The following is an 18841-nucleotide window of genomic DNA, read 5'->3' as shown; positions in this document are numbered from 1 at the left end:
TTCTAAGATGTTTTCATCCTATTAACCAAATAATTTAAAGGGAGTGCGGTAAATGGTAAGTATGTTCATAGATAGTATTTGTCCAAAATGCGGAGAGATCAATCAAGTGGAACATAAAGGGGAAAAAATTCTTATCGTAACTTGTAAGAATCACCATATGTATGACCATATCGTCATCCCGTATTCTCGAATCCATCCGATTAAGGATGAAAAACGGATTAAATTAGAAGAAATGCTCATAGAGAAAAAATTCCATCGTATGAGTGATAAATCAACGATATGTCTTCTTATTTTTAATAATGGGTATGAAATTGAAGGACGTTCGACAGTTCGAGATGTTGCAGACTTTCGTACTGTAGTGGGTAAGGATAAGGCCTATGAACAAGCATTAAAGAAAGCGATGGTGGCCTTAGGGGCATACCTAGTATAATAGCAAATTATTCAAAAGGAGTAGAACTCTTAGAATGGCGATACTCCTTAACGGTATCGAGAAGATCCTCTTGGTTAAGTCGCTCGCTTGGAGGGACTGTAAGGTTAAGTGGTAGATTTCGGTTGGTAAATAGTGACTGCACTGTTTGTCATTGGTACATAAGGTCTAAAAAAACTAATCAAACGTTTGATTGGATCGCTGGAATCCTTGGTACGTATGGGCCGAATAAAATCAAAACCCAAAATTAAGCCTCAATAGGTTTAATTTTGGGTTATTTTTAGGACTCCACATAGGCGACAGTGACAGTCACTGTTCGCAAATTCTAACACGTATTAAACTATTATAAAGTAAGGACGGTGATTCATTTGGTTGCAGGAATTGTAACTGCCGCTTTATTGCTATCAGGAGTGGTTACAGGAGTAGTGGTACTAGCGGCAAGGAACCGACCTAAATTAGCGAAAGAAAATATACCTGAAAAAAAGAGAAGTGTTTTTCCTATCTACAGCTAAAACACCCATGTCACCTCATTTCTTATCTATCTCCATCTTTCCGCGATCGGATATATTGGTAGATCATCCATTTCCCGCTTTTAACTCCAATTGTTTTGTAAACCCAGTTGAATTATTTGATGAAATGGCAAGGGTTATTGCATATTACCAATCTTTACAATTTTTCTATTGTACTTTTACAAAAGTTCAGTAAATTCTTAAATATAGTGCATATTTGCTGATATGAATGTTATTTAGGACGAAGATGGCGATATGGTAAAAAATAAGTTTGAATTTTGTTCAAATGTTACTTAACATTTGTTCACTATCTGTGCTATAGTTATTTTGAAATAATAAGTGGATAGATGAAAGCGTTCGCTTCGGGAAAACACAAACCAAGATTTCAGGAAGTTATTAGTCAGATTTCTACTAGTATTTAGCAGCTGAACAGTTTGTAACTTTAATGATCTTAAACTTTCTTTAAAATATATAAAAAGACTTTAACCTAAATTTAGGGGGAAACGATATGAGAATGGTTGATATTATTGAGAAAAAACGTAATGGTCTTGAATTAACAAACGGAGAAATTCAGTTTTTAATAAATGGATTTACCAACGGAAGTATTCCTGACTATCAAATGTCTGCATTTTCAATGGCGGTATTTTTCCAAGGAATGTCCAAAGAAGAACGCGTCTATTTGACGGAAGCGATGGTTAACTCTGGGGATCAAATCGATTTATCCGGAATTGAAGGAATTAAAGTAGATAAGCATAGTACTGGCGGTGTTGGTGATACAACCACACTTGTGTTAGCGCCATTAGTCGCCTCTGTTGGGGTACCTATTGCCAAAATGTCTGGCAGAGGTCTTGGGCACACCGGCGGCACGATTGATAAATTAGAATCAGTAAAAGGTTTTCATGTTGAAATTACAAATGACGAGTTTATTCGTTTTGTGAACAAAAATAAAATTGCTGTAATCGGCCAAAGTGCCAATTTAACACCTGCAGATAAAAAGCTTTATGCCTTAAGAGATGTAACCGCTACAGTCGATTCGATTCCGCTTATTGCAAGCTCAATTATGAGTAAAAAAATTGCCGCAGGAGCAGATGCGATTGTACTTGATGTGAAAACTGGCAGTGGGGCTTTCATGAAGAATCTCGACGATGCGAAAGAATTGGCACAGACAATGGTGGACATTGGAAATGGTGTGGGACGGAAGACAAAAGCGATCATTTCTGATATGAGCCAACCGCTCGGGTTTGCCGTAGGAAATGCTTTAGAAGTGAAAGAAGCAATTGATACCCTTCGTGGACAAGGTCCAGAGGATTTACATGAATTATGTTTAACACTTGGCAGCCATATGGTCGTCCTAGCAGAAAAAGCAGCCGATTTGCAACAAGCGCGTGAAATGTTGGAAGAGTCGATCCGAAACGGAAAAGCATTACAATCCTTTAAAACATTCCTTGCTGCCCAAGGTGGAGACGCTTCTGTTGTTGATGATCCTACAAAACTTCCTACAGCTAAATATACGATCGAAGTACCAGCCCTAAAAACAGGATGTGTTGCTGAAATCACTGCCGAGATGATTGGGATTGCCGCAATGATGTTAGGAGCTGGACGCATAACTAAAGAATCAGTCATTGATTTGGCAGTAGGCGTTATTCTCCACAAAAAAGTAGGCGATTTTGTCCAACAGGGTGACGCACTTGTGACAATCCACAGTAATGTTGAGAATGTTCAAGAAGTCATTGAGAAAATTTACGCAGCCTACAAACTAGTTGAAGAAAAAGTAGCCCAACCAACACTTATTTATACAGAAATCCATTAATCCCTAACGAGGGTGGCTTGTTGGTCAGTCTCAGGCTTTTTGTTTTCTTATAGAAAAATCATGAATGGAGAATAATAAATTAATTGATCAAGCGATCTGGGCTCGGAAACAGGCCTATTCGCCATATTCAAGCTTTCATGTCATTGCCGCTATATTAACAAAGAATAACCAGGTATCTTTTTCTTCAAAGGATTTAAAGAAGTAATCTGTTTGGGATAGCCCTGTAGTCAGGTTCGGAATCATTTACATCTTAGAATAAAATACATCATTGTGGAGGAAATCATGAAATACATCATAGCCATCATTGGATTACTTGTTGTTTTTGGACTTGCTTTTGTTGCGAGTAATAATAAGAAAAATATTAAAATCAAACCGATTATCCTAATGGTCATCATTCAAGTAATATTAGCGGCATTATTATTAAATACAAAATTTGGTTTAGTCTTAGTTAAAGGATTTGCTGACGTTTTTAGTAAATTATTAGAATACGCAGCCAGCGGTATTTCCTTTGTGTTTGGCGGGCTTGCGAATAAAGGTGAAATGTCGTTCTTCCTTAATGTATTACTTCCAATCGTGTTCATTTCAGTATTAATTGGGATCTTCCAGCATTTTAAAATACTCCCTATCATTATGAAAGCAATAGGCTTATTGTTAAGTAAAGTAAATGGTATGGGTAAATTAGAGTCATACAATGCCGTAGCTTCCGCGATCGTTGGTCAATCAGAGGTATTTATTACGGTTAAAAAGCAGCTCGGCCTGCTGCCTGCCCATCGCTTATATACATTATGTGCTTCCGCGATGTCAACGGTTTCGATGTCCATTGTCGGTGCGTATATGACAATGATTGAACCAAGATATGTTGTGACAGCACTTGTGATAAACCTATTTGGCGGATTTATTATTTCATCGATTATTAATCCATATACTGTGCCAGAAGACGAAGATATTCTCAACATTCAAGATGTGGAAAAGCAAAGCTTCTTTGAAATGTTAGGCGAATATATTATGGATGGATTTAAAGTAGCCGTCATTGTCGGTGCAATGTTGATTGGATTTGTTGCTTTAATGGCTGGTATCAATAGTGTTTTTGATATGGTTTTCGGAATTTCATTTCAGGAAATTTTAGGATATATTTTTTCACCATTTGCCTTTATCATGGGAGTTCCATTTTCAGAAGCTGTCCAAGCTGGGGGAATTATGGCAACGAAGCTTGTCACAAATGAGTTTGTAGCGATGATGGATTTAGCAAAAATACAGGAGAGCTTTAGCCCGCGTACATTAGGAATTATTTCTGTCTTCCTTGTCTCTTTTGCAAACTTCTCCTCGATAGGAATTGTTGCAGGAGCCGTAAAAAGCTTAAATGAAAAAAAGGGAAACACTGTCGCACGATTTGGTCTAAAACTTTTATTTGGAGCAACATTAGTTAGTGTTTTATCATCCGTGATCGTAAGTATCGTGTTATAAATGAGGTTGTTTTCGTAAAGACAATAAATGATGTTGAAAAAGCAATTTCTTTTCTTAGTTGAGAGGGGATTGCTTTCTAAAAGGAGGGAGAGGTTGTGAAAATAGTTTTTCACAACTATTAATATGAGTTTTGTTGGTTTATTTCTCTCAGGAGCAGTATTATTTTTAAACAGTCTTATGCTATTGGGGAAGGCAGAAGCAAAAAGTGTAGGTGTTTTTAATATATTCATTGGAATTATTCAAATTATAATCCCATCTTACTTAATGTTTGCATCGGGTCAAAATAATTGGGAACTTTATAATGTTGCATCTATTTTTCTATTTGGCTTAACCTATTTATATGTTGGGGTAACCGTATTGAAAGGGCTTGATGGCAGCGGTCTCGGTTGGTTTAGTTTATGGGTCGCTATTATTGCAGTCGTCTATACGTTAACATCGATTATTCACTTTCACGATGTTGTCAATGCATTAACATGGGGTATGTGGGCACTATTATGGTTTTTGTTCTTTCTATCAAATGCGCTTAAAAAGAAAATAGATACCTACATTGGGATTGTTGCTTTCGTACAGTCATGGGTAACGCTGACCATTCCAGCTTTGCTGTATTTCTTAGGTGTCTGGAATACACGATTTGTCTCTCAAATCTGGACCCTCGTTTTAATTCTAGCGATTGTCTATTTTGTTGTAAGTCTTTTCAAAATGAAATTTTCATTTAAAAAAGAGAATAGTGGACAAGAAATTCAAGTGATATGATTAAAATATATGCTTCAAAAACCTGTGTAGATTTAATCTAAACAGGTTTTTTTATGAGAACGGTGCCTGTGCGTTGGGAACCCAAAAGAAATAAACCAAACACCCTTTCTGGTTGGAGAGGGTGTTTTTTGTTTATCGTTGTCTGTCATATCCTTCGACAAAAACGATAAAACTTTCTGGGGTGTGCCAGTTATCGAGTTAAGGCAGGGGCGAATGTACAGGAAGATTACAACTATTCTAGGATGAAAATGAAAAAAAATGAACATGGTTTTAATAACCTAGAGTAATATCCACCTGCCTATACATACCTAAAAGAACAAGTTGCATATGGTGAATTTGTTAATAAAGAGAGAAAACATTATTAATAATAGTTTGACTTTTCAGAAATCCATACTTATAATCAAATTAAACTAACTACCGGTAGTTAGTTTAATTTGATTATATTTTTTTCTAATAGGAGATGAATGGCTTGAAATATCCGCTGTCACCCGATGTAAAACCAGAGTTTTGTTCGACAGGTACATTTATGAGGCTGCCTTCTTCGAGAGAAGATGCTAAATTGGCAATTGTAGGTATGCCTTTTGACACGGCGGCTTCCTTTCGTGTTGGAGCACGCTTTGCGCCTCAAGCTATTCGTCAAGCGTCCATGACATTATTCCCGTACCACCCAATCCATCAAGTATATCCATTTGATGATTGCAATGCGATTGACATTGGAGATGTGTCTGTAATACCACATAATATTCATCGTAGTTTTAACATAATTGAAGAGGCCATGATTGCGCTTATGAATAAAAATATTATTCCAATTGGCCTAGGTGGAGATCATTCCGTCACATTAGCAAATCTTCGGGCTGCCGCCAAAAAGTACGGGCCTGTGGCGTTAATTCATTTTGATTCTCATACTGATACTTGGGATACCTACTATGATGAAAAATATTGGCATGGATCGCCATTTATCCGTGCACATGAAGAAGGATTATTAATACCCAATAAAGTATTTCAATTAGGTATAAGAGGGACATTAAATCATCCGGGCGACTTGAAGGCAAGCGACGATTTAGGCTACCACGTCATTAGCACTCCAGAAATCTATGAACGAGGTTTTGAAGATATTTTGCAAGAAATGACAGCGGTAATCGGCGATACGCCTTGTTTTTTGACTTTTGACATTGATTTTGTTGATCCCTCTTGTGCTCCAGGTACAGGAACACTTGAGGTGGGTGGCTTCAACAGTCTTGAGACGTTGAAGATGGTTCGATCATTAACTGATTTTAATTTCATCGGTTTTGATTTGGTAGAAGTTTTGCCTTCTTATGACCCTACACAAATAACAGCACTATTAGCAGCTACGCTTGTACACGAATTTGCCAGTTTAGCCTCTTTGAAAATCAACCAATTAAGTGTTACTGGGTAAAAGATTAATCTAGGCTTTTCAATTTGTATTTTACTTTTTTCAGAGAGGGTTTGATAATAAAATGAATAAATCTCCTGGACTTAAACGGTCATTAACATTAGGCCATGTTATTTTATTCGGACTATCCTTTATGGCCCCCATCACTGTTTTTACTACTTATGGTATTGCAATTGAAAGTACACAAGGAATGATTCCCACTGCCTATATCATTTCATTAGTTGTTATGTTATTTACGGCTTACAGTTATGAGAAAATGGTTAAAGAATTTCCTACAACCGGTTCGGCCTATACCTATGTCCAAAAAGGTATTAATTCATCTATGGGTTTTCTTGTAGGGTGGGTTATTTTGCTAGATTACTTACTTAGTCCAATGATCAGTGCCTTATTATTTGGAATCTTTGTACATGCGTATTTACCATCTATTCCTATACCTGTACTTATCATTACTTTTGTTCTAATCATCACTGTTATTAATATCCTAGGAGTTAAACTTGCTACTAATGTAAGCGCTGTATTATTAGCTTTTCAAATCCTTTTTATTTTAATCTTTTGCTTTTTTTGTATAAAAGGATTAATCGATGGAAAAGGTTCGGGGGATTTACTATCTATCACACCATTTTTCGACTCTAACGTTCATTTTTCAAGTATTTTAGCGATTGTTCCTCTTCTATGCTTTAGCTTTTTAGGTTTTGATGCTGTGACCACTTTAGCTGAGGAAACAAAAGATCCAAAAAAGACATTACCAAGAGCAATCTATCTTATCACGATTATTGGTGGGGTTTTATTCGTAGCATCTACTTATTTCGCTCAATCGATTTTCCCGGACTTTACTTCCTTTAAGGATCCAGAATCAGCGGCAGTAGACATATTAATTTATGCTGGAGGGAATTTTTTAAATGCCTTATTTTTAAGTGTAACTATAACGGCTGCCATTGCTTCAGCAGTCGCATCTGGCGGGAGTGGGGCCAGGGTGTTATATGCAATGGGCAGAGAAAACATCCTTCCTAACCGGGTTTTTGGCTATTTATCTCCAAGATTCCGGACTCCAGTCTATAACATTATTGTCATTGCCTTCATAGCGACGAGTGCTTTGTTTTTAAATTTAAATACAGCGGCTGCATTTATTAATTTTGGGGCATTATTCGCATTTACGTTTGTTAATCTTTCGGTCATTGTTCATTTCTATGGCAGGAAAAAACAGCGGACGCTTAAAGATATTGTCTTGTATTTTGTTATACCATTAATAGGTTCAACAATCACAGCACTATTTTGGTCAAAATTAGATATTCATTCGATGATTTTAGGGAGCTCATGGCTGTTGGTTGGATTTGTTTATCTCCTGTACTTAACCAAATTTTTTAGGCAGCGGCCGCCTGAGTTAGATTTTGATGAATCACAAGTTGATATGCAAATATAAAAATATTGTAGGATAGGAGATTTATATGAAAGCAGATATTGTTCTATCAAGTTATGCCGTTTTTTCTGGCCTGGAGGATTCAGCAAAACCAGGGGCTATTGCTATTAGAGGTAACAGAATTATTGCTGTAGGTTCTAGTGAAGAAATTGAGTCATACGTAGGAGATAACACATTAGTCTATCATTATGGCAACCAATTAATTATGCCAGGTTTCCACGACTTCCATGTCCATGCAATGATGGGTAGTCTTTCTTTGGAAAGTGTTAATCTCTTTGAGGCTCGGTCTGAAAAAGAGGCGGTTGAGATGGTGCAGCGGTACACTGAAACGAAACCGGAGGAAGACTGGATTATTGGATTTATGTGGGATTCAAGCTATTGGGAAGACAAAAGGTTTCCTAACCGATTCTCATTAGATGAAGTATTTCCAGACAAGCCCGTTATCTTATTCCATGCAGAAGGTCATTATTCATGGGTTAACACGAAAGCATTAGAAATTGCTAAAATCAATGGTCAAACCCAAAATCCTCCTAATGGCGTCATTGAGAAGGGGGAGGATGGTGAGCCAACAGGCATTTTAATTGAAGAAGCCTCGTCACTAATTACGAAATATGCTTACGATCTTCCGAAAGAGAAAAAAAGAAATCTGTTTAAAGGTTTTCTAAACGAGGCAGCACGTTACGGTGTGACCTCTGTTAACAATTTATATGGAACAGAAACCTTAAGCAAATTGGATGATTTTGAGGTTTTTCGGGAATTTGAAGATATGGAAGCACTCACTGTCAGAATGCACCTTTTTCCGGCTCTTGATGGTGATATAGAAGAAGCTATTAAGCTACGGGATAAATATAAGACTAATAAATTGCGAGTTTCTGGACTGAAACAGTTTATTGACGGTGTTGTAACTAGCCGCACCGCTTATATGCTTGAGCCCTACAGTGACCAGCCAGAAACATATGGGATGCCTGCACGTTCTCCTGAGGAAATTAAAGATTGGGTAGTGGAAGCTGATCAACACGGATTTAGCATTCGTTTTCATGCAATCGGAGATGCAGCTATTCGTTTTGCCTTGGATGCATATGAGAACGCGCAAAAGGTTAATGGCGAAAGGGACGCCCGACACGCTATCGAACACATTGAAGTGATACATCCTGAAGATATATCTCGTTTCATGTCTTTAAAAGTAATTGCTTCCATGCAACCTGATCACCTTGCTTTGTCTGAAAGGGAAACCTATACAGAGCGTATTGGGTATGAGCGAGAAAAATATGTTTTTGTCATAAATTCATTAATAAATTCAGGTGCAAGATTAGCATTAGGGACCGATTTTCCGATTGATTCACTTAATCCTTTGCAGCAAATATATCGTGCGGTAACTAGAATTGATAGCGGTGGAGAGGTTGTATGGAATGCTGAAGAACGAATCTCTCTTAGTGAAGCTCTAAAGGCTTATACTTATGGTTCGGCGTTTGGAACATTTAGAGAGCATGAGCTTGGGACATTGGAAGTGGGAAAGCTAGCTGATATTGTCGTTTTAGATCAGAATCTTTTTGACATCACACCAAAGGACATTGTCCAGGCAAAGGTCCAACTAACGATAATTGATGGGAAGATTGTTTTTAATGGGCAAAGGATCCCAACGGAAATATAATAGGCATTTTTATTTATAGAGTCCTGTATTTTGCTGTGAAGGCAAATATAGGACTTTTCTCTTGAGGAGCATTAACAATATTTAGACTTACAAGGAATTGCGGTCTATAATTTTAATAATAGGTTTATTAGGGAGGTTACCATGACGAAAGATAGGATTTTAGAAGTGGCTTTATCACTTTTCGCTACAAATGGATATGAAGGAACAACCTTAACAGAAATAGCTAGAGGAGTGGGGATACAAAAACCATCAATCTATAACCATTTTAAAAGTAAAGAGGAAATTTTTATAACAATTTTTGAAAATATTTTATGGGCTCATGTTCAAGAAGTAAAAAAACTGATGGAAAGAATAAAGGAATTATCCACTGAAGAACAACTTTTTCAAATTCTTTCATTAACTTTTCAATATAATTTAGACTACAAGGAACAAACAGCCTTCTTGAACAGAGCATTGATTTTCCCCCCAAATACCTTGAAAGAACAGTTAAATACTCAGTTTATATTATCTGAAAAAACTTTATCGGAGATTCTACATACTATTTTAGAAGACGGAATGGAAAAAGAAGAAATCCGAAGGGCGAACATAGAGGATTTTATTATTTCGTTTTATTGTTTAATTGATGGGATTTTTATTGAATTATCGTATTATGGTGAGGAAAAGATGACTCCAAGAATTCCGAATATATGGAAAAACTTTTGGTGTGGTATTCAAAACCATTAAGTTCATTTTTCGATAATTTGAAGCATTCGATGCGGAATTGCACGAATGCTTTTTTCATGCCCTGTTCACCCTATTCAATCGAAATGCGTTTTATTTAGCCCAAGTGAAAAAAGATAGATTAACCCAATAATGGTTATTCAATTACAGATAGTTTATTCAAAATTAAATACCTCTGTTAGTTAAATTTCCCTAAAAACCAGTAATATAATTTGGCATAAAACATGCATTAATGTTTTAATCAAGTCAATTTGAAGTTCTAGGAACTATGAGGGAATTAATGAGTGGCTTAAAGCTTTGATCATTGGGGGTTGAGTTAAATGAAGCTTGAAATAAAACCGATAATCGCTATTATTGTAGGATCTGCTATTATGGGTTTTGGCGTTAATTGCTTTAACATAAGTAACGGTTTAACAGAAGGCGGTATTACAGGTATAACCATTTTATTGAAATTACTGTTTAATTGGGATCCGGGGTTAGTCAACTTATTGATAAATATTCCGCTTATGTTTCTTGGCTGGAAGACACTGGGGAGAACTGCCTTTATTTATATGATAGTGGGAACCGTATCGTTATCTGTTTTTCTTAGCGTTTTCGAAATTTTCTCTTTGCCGTTACATGATCCATTGCTCGCTTCTCTTTATGCTGGCGTTTCGGTCGGAATTGGATTAGGGATTGTATTTCGTTTTGGTGGGGCAACAGATGGAATCGACATCATCGCACATCTTTTGAATAAATACATGGGATTGAGCATTGGACGTACGATGTTTTTTTCTGATTTAATCGTCGTTGCTATTTCGCTTATTTACCTTGATCTTACCCGTGCTATGTATACCCTTGTGGCAGTTTTTATTGGAGCAAAAGTCATTGACTATGTTCAAGAAACAGCATATAAGGCCAAAGCCGTAATGATTATATCGAATGCAACCGCTGAGATTTCGAAGAAAATTACGATGGAGATGGAACGAGGTGTTACAATACTTAACGGCAAAGGGGGATACACAGGAGAGAGTAAGGAAGTGCTTTACTGTGTAGTGAACAGAAATGAAATAGGAAAACTAAAAATATTGGTACAGGGAACTGATCCAAATGCATTTGTTAGTGTTAATGATGTGTACGAAGTGCTTGGTAAAGGTTTTACCGATAATAAACACTTACGTTAGATAAAAATTTATTAAGGAAAGGCCTGCCCTGTTCCAAGCCCGATTATCGACTAGGTGCTTTAAGACTCCAATAGACCTGTCAATGAGGAAAGATTGGCATAAGAAAAAGGTATCCCCAAATCATTGTCGGGATACCTTTTTTTATTATAAAAAGCCTCGTTTACTTATGGTACGATTCGGGGCAAGATACCCTAAACTCCCAATTTGAAAAGATCAAAAAGAAGGTCAAAAATTAGAAGTTATCAAAAAATTAGAAGTAGAAAAACGAGATCACATTCGGAAACGAGAAGGGAATGATCAACTATTATTGATGGTGCAATTATCTATCATAGGTATGTGGTATTACCCTGTATAGAAGAATATCAACATGAAAAACAAGGAAATATTCTAATTAATATAAATATTTAAAAAAAAGTTGACCTGTGAACTCTGTATTGTGTATTATGTATACATAGAGTATAATTCAGAATTTTACAAGTAATAAAAAAAAGGAATGAGTAGTTATGGATGTTGTAAGCTTAAAACCAATTAAGAAAGAGAGAACAACACAAGATAAGGTTTACAAGCAAATTAAAAAGGCGATTCTGTTTGGTGGTTTCTCCCAAGATGAAATATTTACAGAGGTTCAATTAGCAGAAACGTTAAATACTTCAAGGACGCCGGTAAGAGCTGCTCTGCAAGATTTAGTAAAAGAAGGATTACTCGTTTCAATTCCACGGAAAGGAGTAACAGTGAGAAAGATTACACAAGAAGAACAGGATGAAATATTTTTACTGCGCAGTTCTATAGAAGTACAAGTGGTGAAAAAACTAACAGAAGTGATTACCTCGCCCGATCAGCTAAAGATATTAAGACTAATAGTTGAGCAGCAGAAGGAAGCTTTAGAAAACGAGGATGCTATTAGGTTTATTGAGCTGGACCATGAATTTCATCTTTCACTAACAAGATTAGCAAACTATAGCATTATGGAAGAAGTATTGCAAAATCTTCATAATCTGACTCAGCTTATGGGTCTTAAAGCAATCAGGAAACAAGGAAGAATGAAAAACGTGATAAAAGAACACAGCGAAATTATCCAGTCCTTAGAAACGAGAAATTCAGAGTTGGTATCAGCAGTGATTTTAAATCATTTAGATAATACAAAAGATACTTTGAATGATTTAGCAAATTCCTAATTCTAGGGCTATCCTAGAATTAGGGTGCTTCATAAAAGGAATATCAACAAAGAAAGGATGAAAAACATGAAAACCGTAGAAACAAACTTGAGTCAAGAAATGGAAGAGCTGCTTCAAGGGCAAACCTTGGTCCTTTGCCATACTTACAGTAAAAGTTTGGGCAAAGTTATTTCAACTGCCTTGTCTTGGGTGTTTGCAATAGATAGTAAGACCGTAAGATTTGCGTTAGACTTTAAATCAAAAATTGTGGAAGCTGTAAATGATAAAAGTGAAATCACATTAAGTTTTGTTGGGAGTGAAAGCGTTTACTCCTTGTCAGGCCCTTCGAGAGTCAGAGTGGAGAAAACTCAAGATATGACCTTAAAGATGGCTATTATTGAAATTGAAGTGGAGGACCTGCGGGATATTACCTTCTATGGAGCGCAAATTACCCAAAAGCCGCAATTTATCAAAACCTACAAAGAATCACTGATCAAGAAGCTGGATAACGAAGTGAAAGAGGCTATTTTTAATCTTTAAATCTATCATTTTTTAATAGAGAGGAAGATCATTGTGGTTAGGACAGGTAAAGAATATTTAGAGTCGATTAGGGATAATAGAAATATCTATATAGGAGGAAAGCGAGTAGATGATGTAACGACTCATCCGGCTTTCAAGGGGATTACCGAAACAATAGCCAACCTTTATGATATTGCGTCAGATGAAAAGAACAATATGATTTATCAAACTGAAGATGGAACGCTCGCTAATAAAATTTATATGATTCCAAAAAGCCGGGAGGATTTAAGAGATCGCCGTGAAGCGATTAAAACGTGGTCTGATTCTACATATGGGTTTGTGGGACGGTCTCCGGACCATGTTGCTTCCTTTTTTGCAGGGTTCGCTAGCTCTCCTGAAGTATTTGAACGCGGACTTTCGAAACTAAAAGATAACGCCGCAAATTTTTATAAGTTTGCTAGAGATAATGACTTGTATTTATCCTATGTGATTATTCCTCCGCAAATTGATCGCAGTAAAGCGTCCCATGAGCAGGAGGAAAAATTCTTGGCGACAGGTGTTTATGAAGAAAGAGAGGATGGCATTGTGATTAGAGGCTCGCAGATGCTTGGAACAGGTGCAGCCGTATCCAATTATTTGTTTGTAAGCTGTATTACACCGCTTCGCCCAGGTGATGAGACCTACGCTGTTTCTTTTGTCGTGCCAATGGATGCGGCGGGATTAAAGCTTTATCCGCGCCCAAGCTATGCTGCAGACAAGCCTAGCACTTTTGATTATCCACTCTCCACTCGATTTGACGAGAGTGATGCGTTAGTGGTCTTTGATGATGTATTCATTCCATGGGAGCATGTTTTTATCTATAAAGACATTGATCTTGTTCGGGCACAATTCCAGGAAACACCTGCCCATAAATTAGGGAATAGTCAGGCTCAAACCCGATTTACTAGCAAGTTAAAATTTGTGATCGGTTTGGCGAAGAAAATCGCTGCTGCAAATGGAATTGACAAAATTCCAGCTGTGCAGGAAAAACTGGGTGAATTGGCATCACTTGCGGCAACGGCTGAAGGGTTGCTCCTTGCATCCGAATATGAATGCACGATTGATAAAAATGGTACAGCTGTTCCAAACCCGAGGTTCTTATATGGGGCAATGGGATTGCAAAATGAATTGTATCCAAAAGTGATATCGATTTTCAGAGAGTTAGTTGGCGGCGGGGTTCTGCAAGTACCATCTTCGTTTAATGAGTTGGTGAACCCGGAAACGAAGGATGATATGCAAAGGTATATTCGTTCAGCCACTGTGCGTTCCGAGGAAAAGATTCAATTGTTCAAGCTTGCATGGGATGTGATCGGCAGTGAATTTGGAGGACGTCACCAGCAGTATGAAATGTTTTATGCCGGTGCCCCATTTGTAGCCAAAGGTTATTCTTATCGAAATTACGGATATGAGGAAGCGGAAGCCTTAGCTGCAAAGTGCTTAAATGGTTATAGCATTCCAAAAGAATGTTTAATATAAACATAATTTACTGAATTTTCAATACTAAGAAGGAGGATTACTTGGGTGAAAATTGGATCGATTCAACTAGAAATTAAAGATGATGAATCAAAACAAGAGCGAATTCAAAGAGTTAAAAACATGTTAGCCGAGATGAAAGGGTACGATTTAATCATTTTACCAGAAATATGGGCGACGGGATATTTTGGTTTTGACCGTTACGTTGAGGAAGCGGAAGAAATAGATGGACCATTTGTTCAGGATTTTTCGCAAATGGCAAGGTCTTTAAATGTCCACCTTTTTGCAGGAAGCTTTGTGGAAAGGGAAGGGGATGACTACTTTAATACCAGTATCCTGTTTAATCCAGAAGGTGAGGTTATCGGGAGCTATCGGAAGATTCATCTGTTCAGATATGGTTCCGAGGAAGGTAAGTTGCTTACCCGTGGATCAGATATTACTGTTATTGATACACCCTTTGGAAAAGTAGGGTTATCGACTTGCTACGACCTGCGATTCCCCGAGCTTTATCGAAAGCAAGTGGACCTTGGTGCAGAGATTTTATTAGTCACTTCAGCATGGCCCCATCAGCGTCTCGAACACTGGAAGTTGTTTAATGTGGCAAGAGCGCTAGAAAATCAATGTTTTCTCATATCCAGTAACTGTGTAGGAAAAGATCATGGTGTTTTATTTGGGGGGCATAGCCAGGTTGTCGATCCATGGGGAGTTGTGATTGCGCAGGCTGGTGAAAAGGAAACGATCTTGACTGCGGAGATTGACTTGCAGGAGATTGCTGTCATTAGAGAAGAGTTCCCGCAATTAAAGCATCGTATTTTATAAGAACTGAAAGGAGTGCTATGGCAAAATGAATTTTTATGTGAATGGGAAAGAAATCAGCTGGGAACCACAAAACTTTATTATTGCAGGCTACACAGCAAAAGATCAGGCAGCACTAAAAGCACATATAGAAGAGTTAGAAAAAATAGGAGTGGCTGCTCCGAAGGCAGTACCGATGATCTATCAGTTGTCCCCAGAATTACTCAGTACGGAAAGAGTCATATCTACTGTAAGGAACGATGGCAGCGGTGAAGCAGAAGTGGTTTTACTAAATATCGAAGGGGAATGGTATGTGGGCATTGGAAGTGACCATACAGATCGAGTTCTGGAAGCAACATCCGTACAAAAATCCAAACAAGTCTGTGCCAAGCCAATTTCAAAAGAGTTATGGCCTTTAAGCAGTATGGAAGATCATTGGGATGAGTTTGAATTGAAGAGCTGGTATTCAGTTAATGGTGAAGAGCACTTATACCAATCTGGAAAACTGGAGGCTTTTTTATCGCCGAAGGAGCTTTTAGAAATTATTGAAGCTCGCGGCTATACCACTGCAAATACTGCGTTATTTTGCGGCACTCTCCCAATCCTATCTAATGAATTTCTTTTCGGAGAGGGATTTCGCGCAGAATTATATGATACGAGAAATGATAAAAAACTAGAATTGTCCTATCAAACAAAAATTTTAATCGATTCTGAGGTGGTTTAAGATGTCAAAAAAAGAGTTAGAATTTACAGATTTCACCAATTTTGAAGTAGAGCATTTTCCTGTTAAAGGCCTATCACAGAGGGTTATTGCATCCATTCCGGGCAGCCCAGTAGCGACTCGTATTCTTCAGTTTGAACCTGGCACCGATACTTCTCCAAATGGAGTTCAAATTCATGATTTTTGGGAGGAACTGTGTATTATTGAAGGTTCCATTATTGATCTGGAATTGAATGAAGAGTTTAAAGCAGGTGCGGTAGCTTGTCGTCCTCCAGGGATGAAACATGGTCCATGGATATCCCCAAAGGGCTGTAAAATATTTGAAGTTCGGTACTATTCCAAAGGCCAATAAAGGAGAAAAAGAGCTATATCTCTATCAAACTAGAAATAGGGTATAGCTTTTTAAAAATTATTTTTTTGAATTTTTGTGTATACACAATACAGTGTTCAAAGAAGTAATGGACTATTTTTAATTTTTGCTTAAAGGAGAAGGTGAAGCAACTTGGAAATTGAATACATAACACACTCATTGGATGTAACTTTATCGATGAATGAACCCCATGTCATGGCATTAGGCTTTTTTGATGGTGTTCATCTAGGTCACCAATCCTTACTTCAGCAGGCGAAAGCCATAGCAAAAAAGGAGAATGTTAAGTTAACCGTGATGACCTTTGATCCGCATCCAAATGAGATCATTAAACGTGAGTCCGATAGGAGATATATTACTCCACCGGATTCGAAGCTGGAGAGAATCTCTGCTTTAGGTGCAGACAAAATTTTTGTGATGAATTTCAATTTTCCTTTTGCTTCCCTTCCAGCTGATGATTTTATCCAGAAATATATTGTCGGTCTTAATGCCAAACATGTTGTAGTAGGCTTCGACTTCACTTTTGGCCATAAAGCTCAGGGGGATGTCGATTACTTACGCCATTTGAGTAAAAACAGCTCATTTGAAGTAACCGTAATTTCTAAAAAGACACGAAATAACCAAAAAATCAGTTCCACACTCATTCGAAAATTAATCAGTGACGGCGATGTTCATCTGATACCGCGTTATTTAGGAAAACATTATGAAATCACTGGAAGTTTGGATTCATTAGTCGAATCTCCTATACAAAATACTGCATTTCATATCCATAATAAATATCTGATGCCGAAACCCGGTCTCTATAAAGTGGAGATCATATCAGGGACGATAGGTACTAAGGGTTTTCTTAGATGCGGTGATGAAAGCTGCCATCTAAGCAGTAGTGCATGGGTCTCGCTTTACAGCGGGGAGATTACGGTTAAATTCTTATACCAAGCTGCTTTGATCAGGACTGTGTCAGTATAGGGTTTATCAAAAAGATGATTATTATTGGGGGGGAAAATATGAAAGGGAAACAAAATAAAACGACAAGCTCCAAAAAAATACTTTTCGCTAGTTTAATTGGCAGCACCATAGAGTTTTACGATTTTTTTCTATATGGAACCGTAGCATCACTCGTGTTTAACCAATTGTTTTTCCCCAATTCTGACCCCTTTGTAAGTTTATTGCTTGCATATGCGACTTTCGGTGTGACGTTTTTCATTCGTCCTCTTGGCGGTCTCGTGTTTAGTCACATGGGAGACAAATTCGGCAGAAAAAATACGCTGGTTATTTCCCTTATGCTAATGGGGATTTCAACGGTACTCATAGGTTTTTTGCCGACGTATAATTCGGTTGGAGTCTTGGCACCGATTTTACTTGTTTTTCTGCGCCTCCTTCAAGGGATTGCCCTTGGCGGCGAATGGGGAGGGGCCGTTCTGCTGGCGGTAGAATCTGCACCTAAACAAAAACGCGGTTTCTATGGAAGCTTCCCGGCGATGGGAATTCCGCTCGGTATGTTACTAGGAACCTTCTCTGTATCATTGATGAGTTTGCTTCCCGATGAACAATTTCTAGCATGGGGCTGGAGAGTTCCATTTTTACTAAGTGCCCTTTTGGTAGCAATCGGTATTTGGATTCGCCGTGGAATTGAAGAAACATCGGCCTTCAAGGCAGAAAAACAAAAAGGGAATGTGGTCAAAGTTCCACTCTTTGAGACCCTTCGCTATCATTGGAAAGCGGTTCTAATCTCATTAGGCGCAAAATGTGTAGAAGTTGGGCCGTTCTATATCTTTTCTACATTCTTTATCGCTTATTCCACAGGTACCATTGGGTTTTCAAGAACAACTGCATTAAATGTTATTACTGTTTCGACTCTTGTCACCGCACTCTGTATCCCATTAATGGGCATATTATCGGACAAAATTGGCCGTAAACGTGTTTTCCTTTTGGGTGCAGCTGGATTAGCTCTATTTGCTTTCCCATACTTCTATTTACTATCACTAAAGTCTACTTTCTGGGTCTTTGCGGCCTCTATTATAGCTTTGGGAATTCTCTGGTCTTCAATCGCAAGTATTATTGGAACCATGTTCACTGAGATGTTCAGTACGAATGTTGGCTATACGGGAATTACCTTAGGCTACCAAACAGGATCTGCGTTATTTGGTGGAACGGCTCCAATGATTGCGACTGTTTTGTTAAAGAACTACAACGGTTCATGGACCCCCCTTGCTATTTTTATCTGTATTCTTTGTGTAACATCCTTTATTTCGGTGACATTACTTCGCGGAACTCAAAAGGCTACTCCTGTTGACATTTCCGTGCCTCAAACCAAATTGCTGTGAAATAGTGAATCTTCACATAGAAAGAGAACTGAAGGGTTCAAAAAAATAGAAGACCTTTAAGCAAGTTTTGTTCTTGAAGCGTCTCTAGAAGGGGGCTCCAGTTATCTTATAATGCAATTCT

The 18841-nt window shown here is 37.8% G+C and carries 19 protein-coding genes; all 19 read left to right on the top strand.

Annotation, left to right across the window (positions count from 1 at the left end; translation table 11 throughout):
• Positions 1-52: 52 nt before the first annotated feature.
• Entirely contained in the window at positions 53-430 is a 378-nt protein-coding gene (locus ACSU6B_RS15765) for a Gp49 family protein (protein ID WP_410886581.1), read from the top strand.
• 365 nt (positions 431-795) lie between these two features.
• A complete protein-coding gene (locus ACSU6B_RS15760) occupies positions 796-939 on the top strand; it encodes a hypothetical protein (RefSeq protein ID WP_215006707.1) in 144 nt (47 codons plus the stop codon).
• A 505-nt stretch (positions 940-1444) separates the two neighbouring features.
• Positions 1445-2746, top strand: coding sequence for a pyrimidine-nucleoside phosphorylase (locus ACSU6B_RS15755; protein WP_410886579.1), 1302 nt, complete (start codon positions 1445-1447; stop codon positions 2744-2746).
• 64 nt (positions 2747-2810) lie between these two features.
• Entirely contained in the window at positions 2811-2951 is a 141-nt protein-coding gene (locus ACSU6B_RS15750; RefSeq protein ID WP_410886577.1) for a hypothetical protein, read from the top strand.
• Positions 2952-3028: 77 nt separating this feature from the next.
• A complete protein-coding gene (locus tag ACSU6B_RS15745) occupies positions 3029-4210 on the top strand; it encodes a NupC/NupG family nucleoside CNT transporter (protein ID WP_215006701.1) in 1182 nt (393 codons plus the stop codon).
• A 123-nt stretch (positions 4211-4333) separates the two neighbouring features.
• On the top strand, positions 4334-4963 hold the full coding sequence (locus tag ACSU6B_RS15740) for an AmiS/UreI family transporter (protein WP_215006696.1): 630 nt from the start codon (positions 4334-4336) through the stop codon (positions 4961-4963).
• Positions 4964-5432: 469 nt separating this feature from the next.
• Positions 5433-6380, top strand: coding sequence for an agmatinase (gene speB, locus ACSU6B_RS15735; RefSeq protein ID WP_410886575.1), 948 nt, complete (start codon positions 5433-5435; stop codon positions 6378-6380).
• A 61-nt stretch (positions 6381-6441) separates the two neighbouring features.
• The gene (locus ACSU6B_RS15730; protein WP_410886573.1) at positions 6442-7797 is read left to right on the top strand and encodes an APC family permease; all 1356 of its coding nucleotides are present in this window, start codon (positions 6442-6444) and stop codon (positions 7795-7797) included.
• A 25-nt stretch (positions 7798-7822) separates the two neighbouring features.
• Positions 7823-9445: an amidohydrolase gene (locus ACSU6B_RS15725; RefSeq protein WP_410886571.1), complete on the top strand. Its 1623-nt coding sequence runs from the start codon at positions 7823-7825 to the stop codon at positions 9443-9445.
• 141 nt (positions 9446-9586) lie between these two features.
• Entirely contained in the window at positions 9587-10168 is a 582-nt protein-coding gene (locus ACSU6B_RS15720) for a TetR/AcrR family transcriptional regulator (protein WP_410886569.1), read from the top strand.
• 317 nt (positions 10169-10485) lie between these two features.
• Positions 10486-11328, top strand: a complete 843-nt coding sequence (locus ACSU6B_RS15715; protein WP_410886567.1) for a YitT family protein — start codon at positions 10486-10488, stop codon at positions 11326-11328.
• Between the two features lie 503 nt (positions 11329-11831).
• The gene (locus tag ACSU6B_RS15710; protein WP_168241904.1) at positions 11832-12503 is read left to right on the top strand and encodes a GntR family transcriptional regulator; all 672 of its coding nucleotides are present in this window, start codon (positions 11832-11834) and stop codon (positions 12501-12503) included.
• A gap of 66 nt (positions 12504-12569) precedes the next feature.
• Positions 12570-13022, top strand: a complete 453-nt coding sequence (locus tag ACSU6B_RS15705; RefSeq protein WP_410886565.1) for a hypothetical protein — start codon at positions 12570-12572, stop codon at positions 13020-13022.
• Positions 13023-13055: 33 nt separating this feature from the next.
• Positions 13056-14516, top strand: coding sequence for a 4-hydroxyphenylacetate 3-hydroxylase family protein (locus ACSU6B_RS15700; protein ID WP_410886563.1), 1461 nt, complete (start codon positions 13056-13058; stop codon positions 14514-14516).
• 45 nt (positions 14517-14561) lie between these two features.
• On the top strand, positions 14562-15332 hold the full coding sequence (locus ACSU6B_RS15695) for a carbon-nitrogen family hydrolase (protein WP_410886561.1): 771 nt from the start codon (positions 14562-14564) through the stop codon (positions 15330-15332).
• A 25-nt stretch (positions 15333-15357) separates the two neighbouring features.
• The gene (locus tag ACSU6B_RS15690) at positions 15358-16032 is read left to right on the top strand and encodes a DUF2848 family protein (RefSeq protein ID WP_410886559.1); all 675 of its coding nucleotides are present in this window, start codon (positions 15358-15360) and stop codon (positions 16030-16032) included.
• A 1-nt stretch (position 16033) separates the two neighbouring features.
• Entirely contained in the window at positions 16034-16381 is a 348-nt protein-coding gene (locus ACSU6B_RS15685) for a cupin (protein WP_410886557.1), read from the top strand.
• A gap of 150 nt (positions 16382-16531) precedes the next feature.
• Entirely contained in the window at positions 16532-17362 is an 831-nt protein-coding gene (locus ACSU6B_RS15680; RefSeq protein ID WP_410886555.1) for an adenylyltransferase/cytidyltransferase family protein, read from the top strand.
• Between the two features lie 38 nt (positions 17363-17400).
• Positions 17401-18720 (top strand): MFS transporter, encoded by a 1320-nt coding sequence (locus ACSU6B_RS15675; protein WP_410886553.1) that lies wholly within the window; start codon positions 17401-17403, stop codon positions 18718-18720.
• Positions 18721-18841: the final 121 nt, after the last annotated feature.

Origin of the sequence: Neobacillus sp. C211, from assembly GCF_051842875.1 — a bacterium.
GTDB lineage: Bacteria > Bacillota > Bacilli > Bacillales > Cytobacillaceae > Neobacillus.
This window is presented reverse-complemented; position numbering and strand designations above follow the sequence as displayed.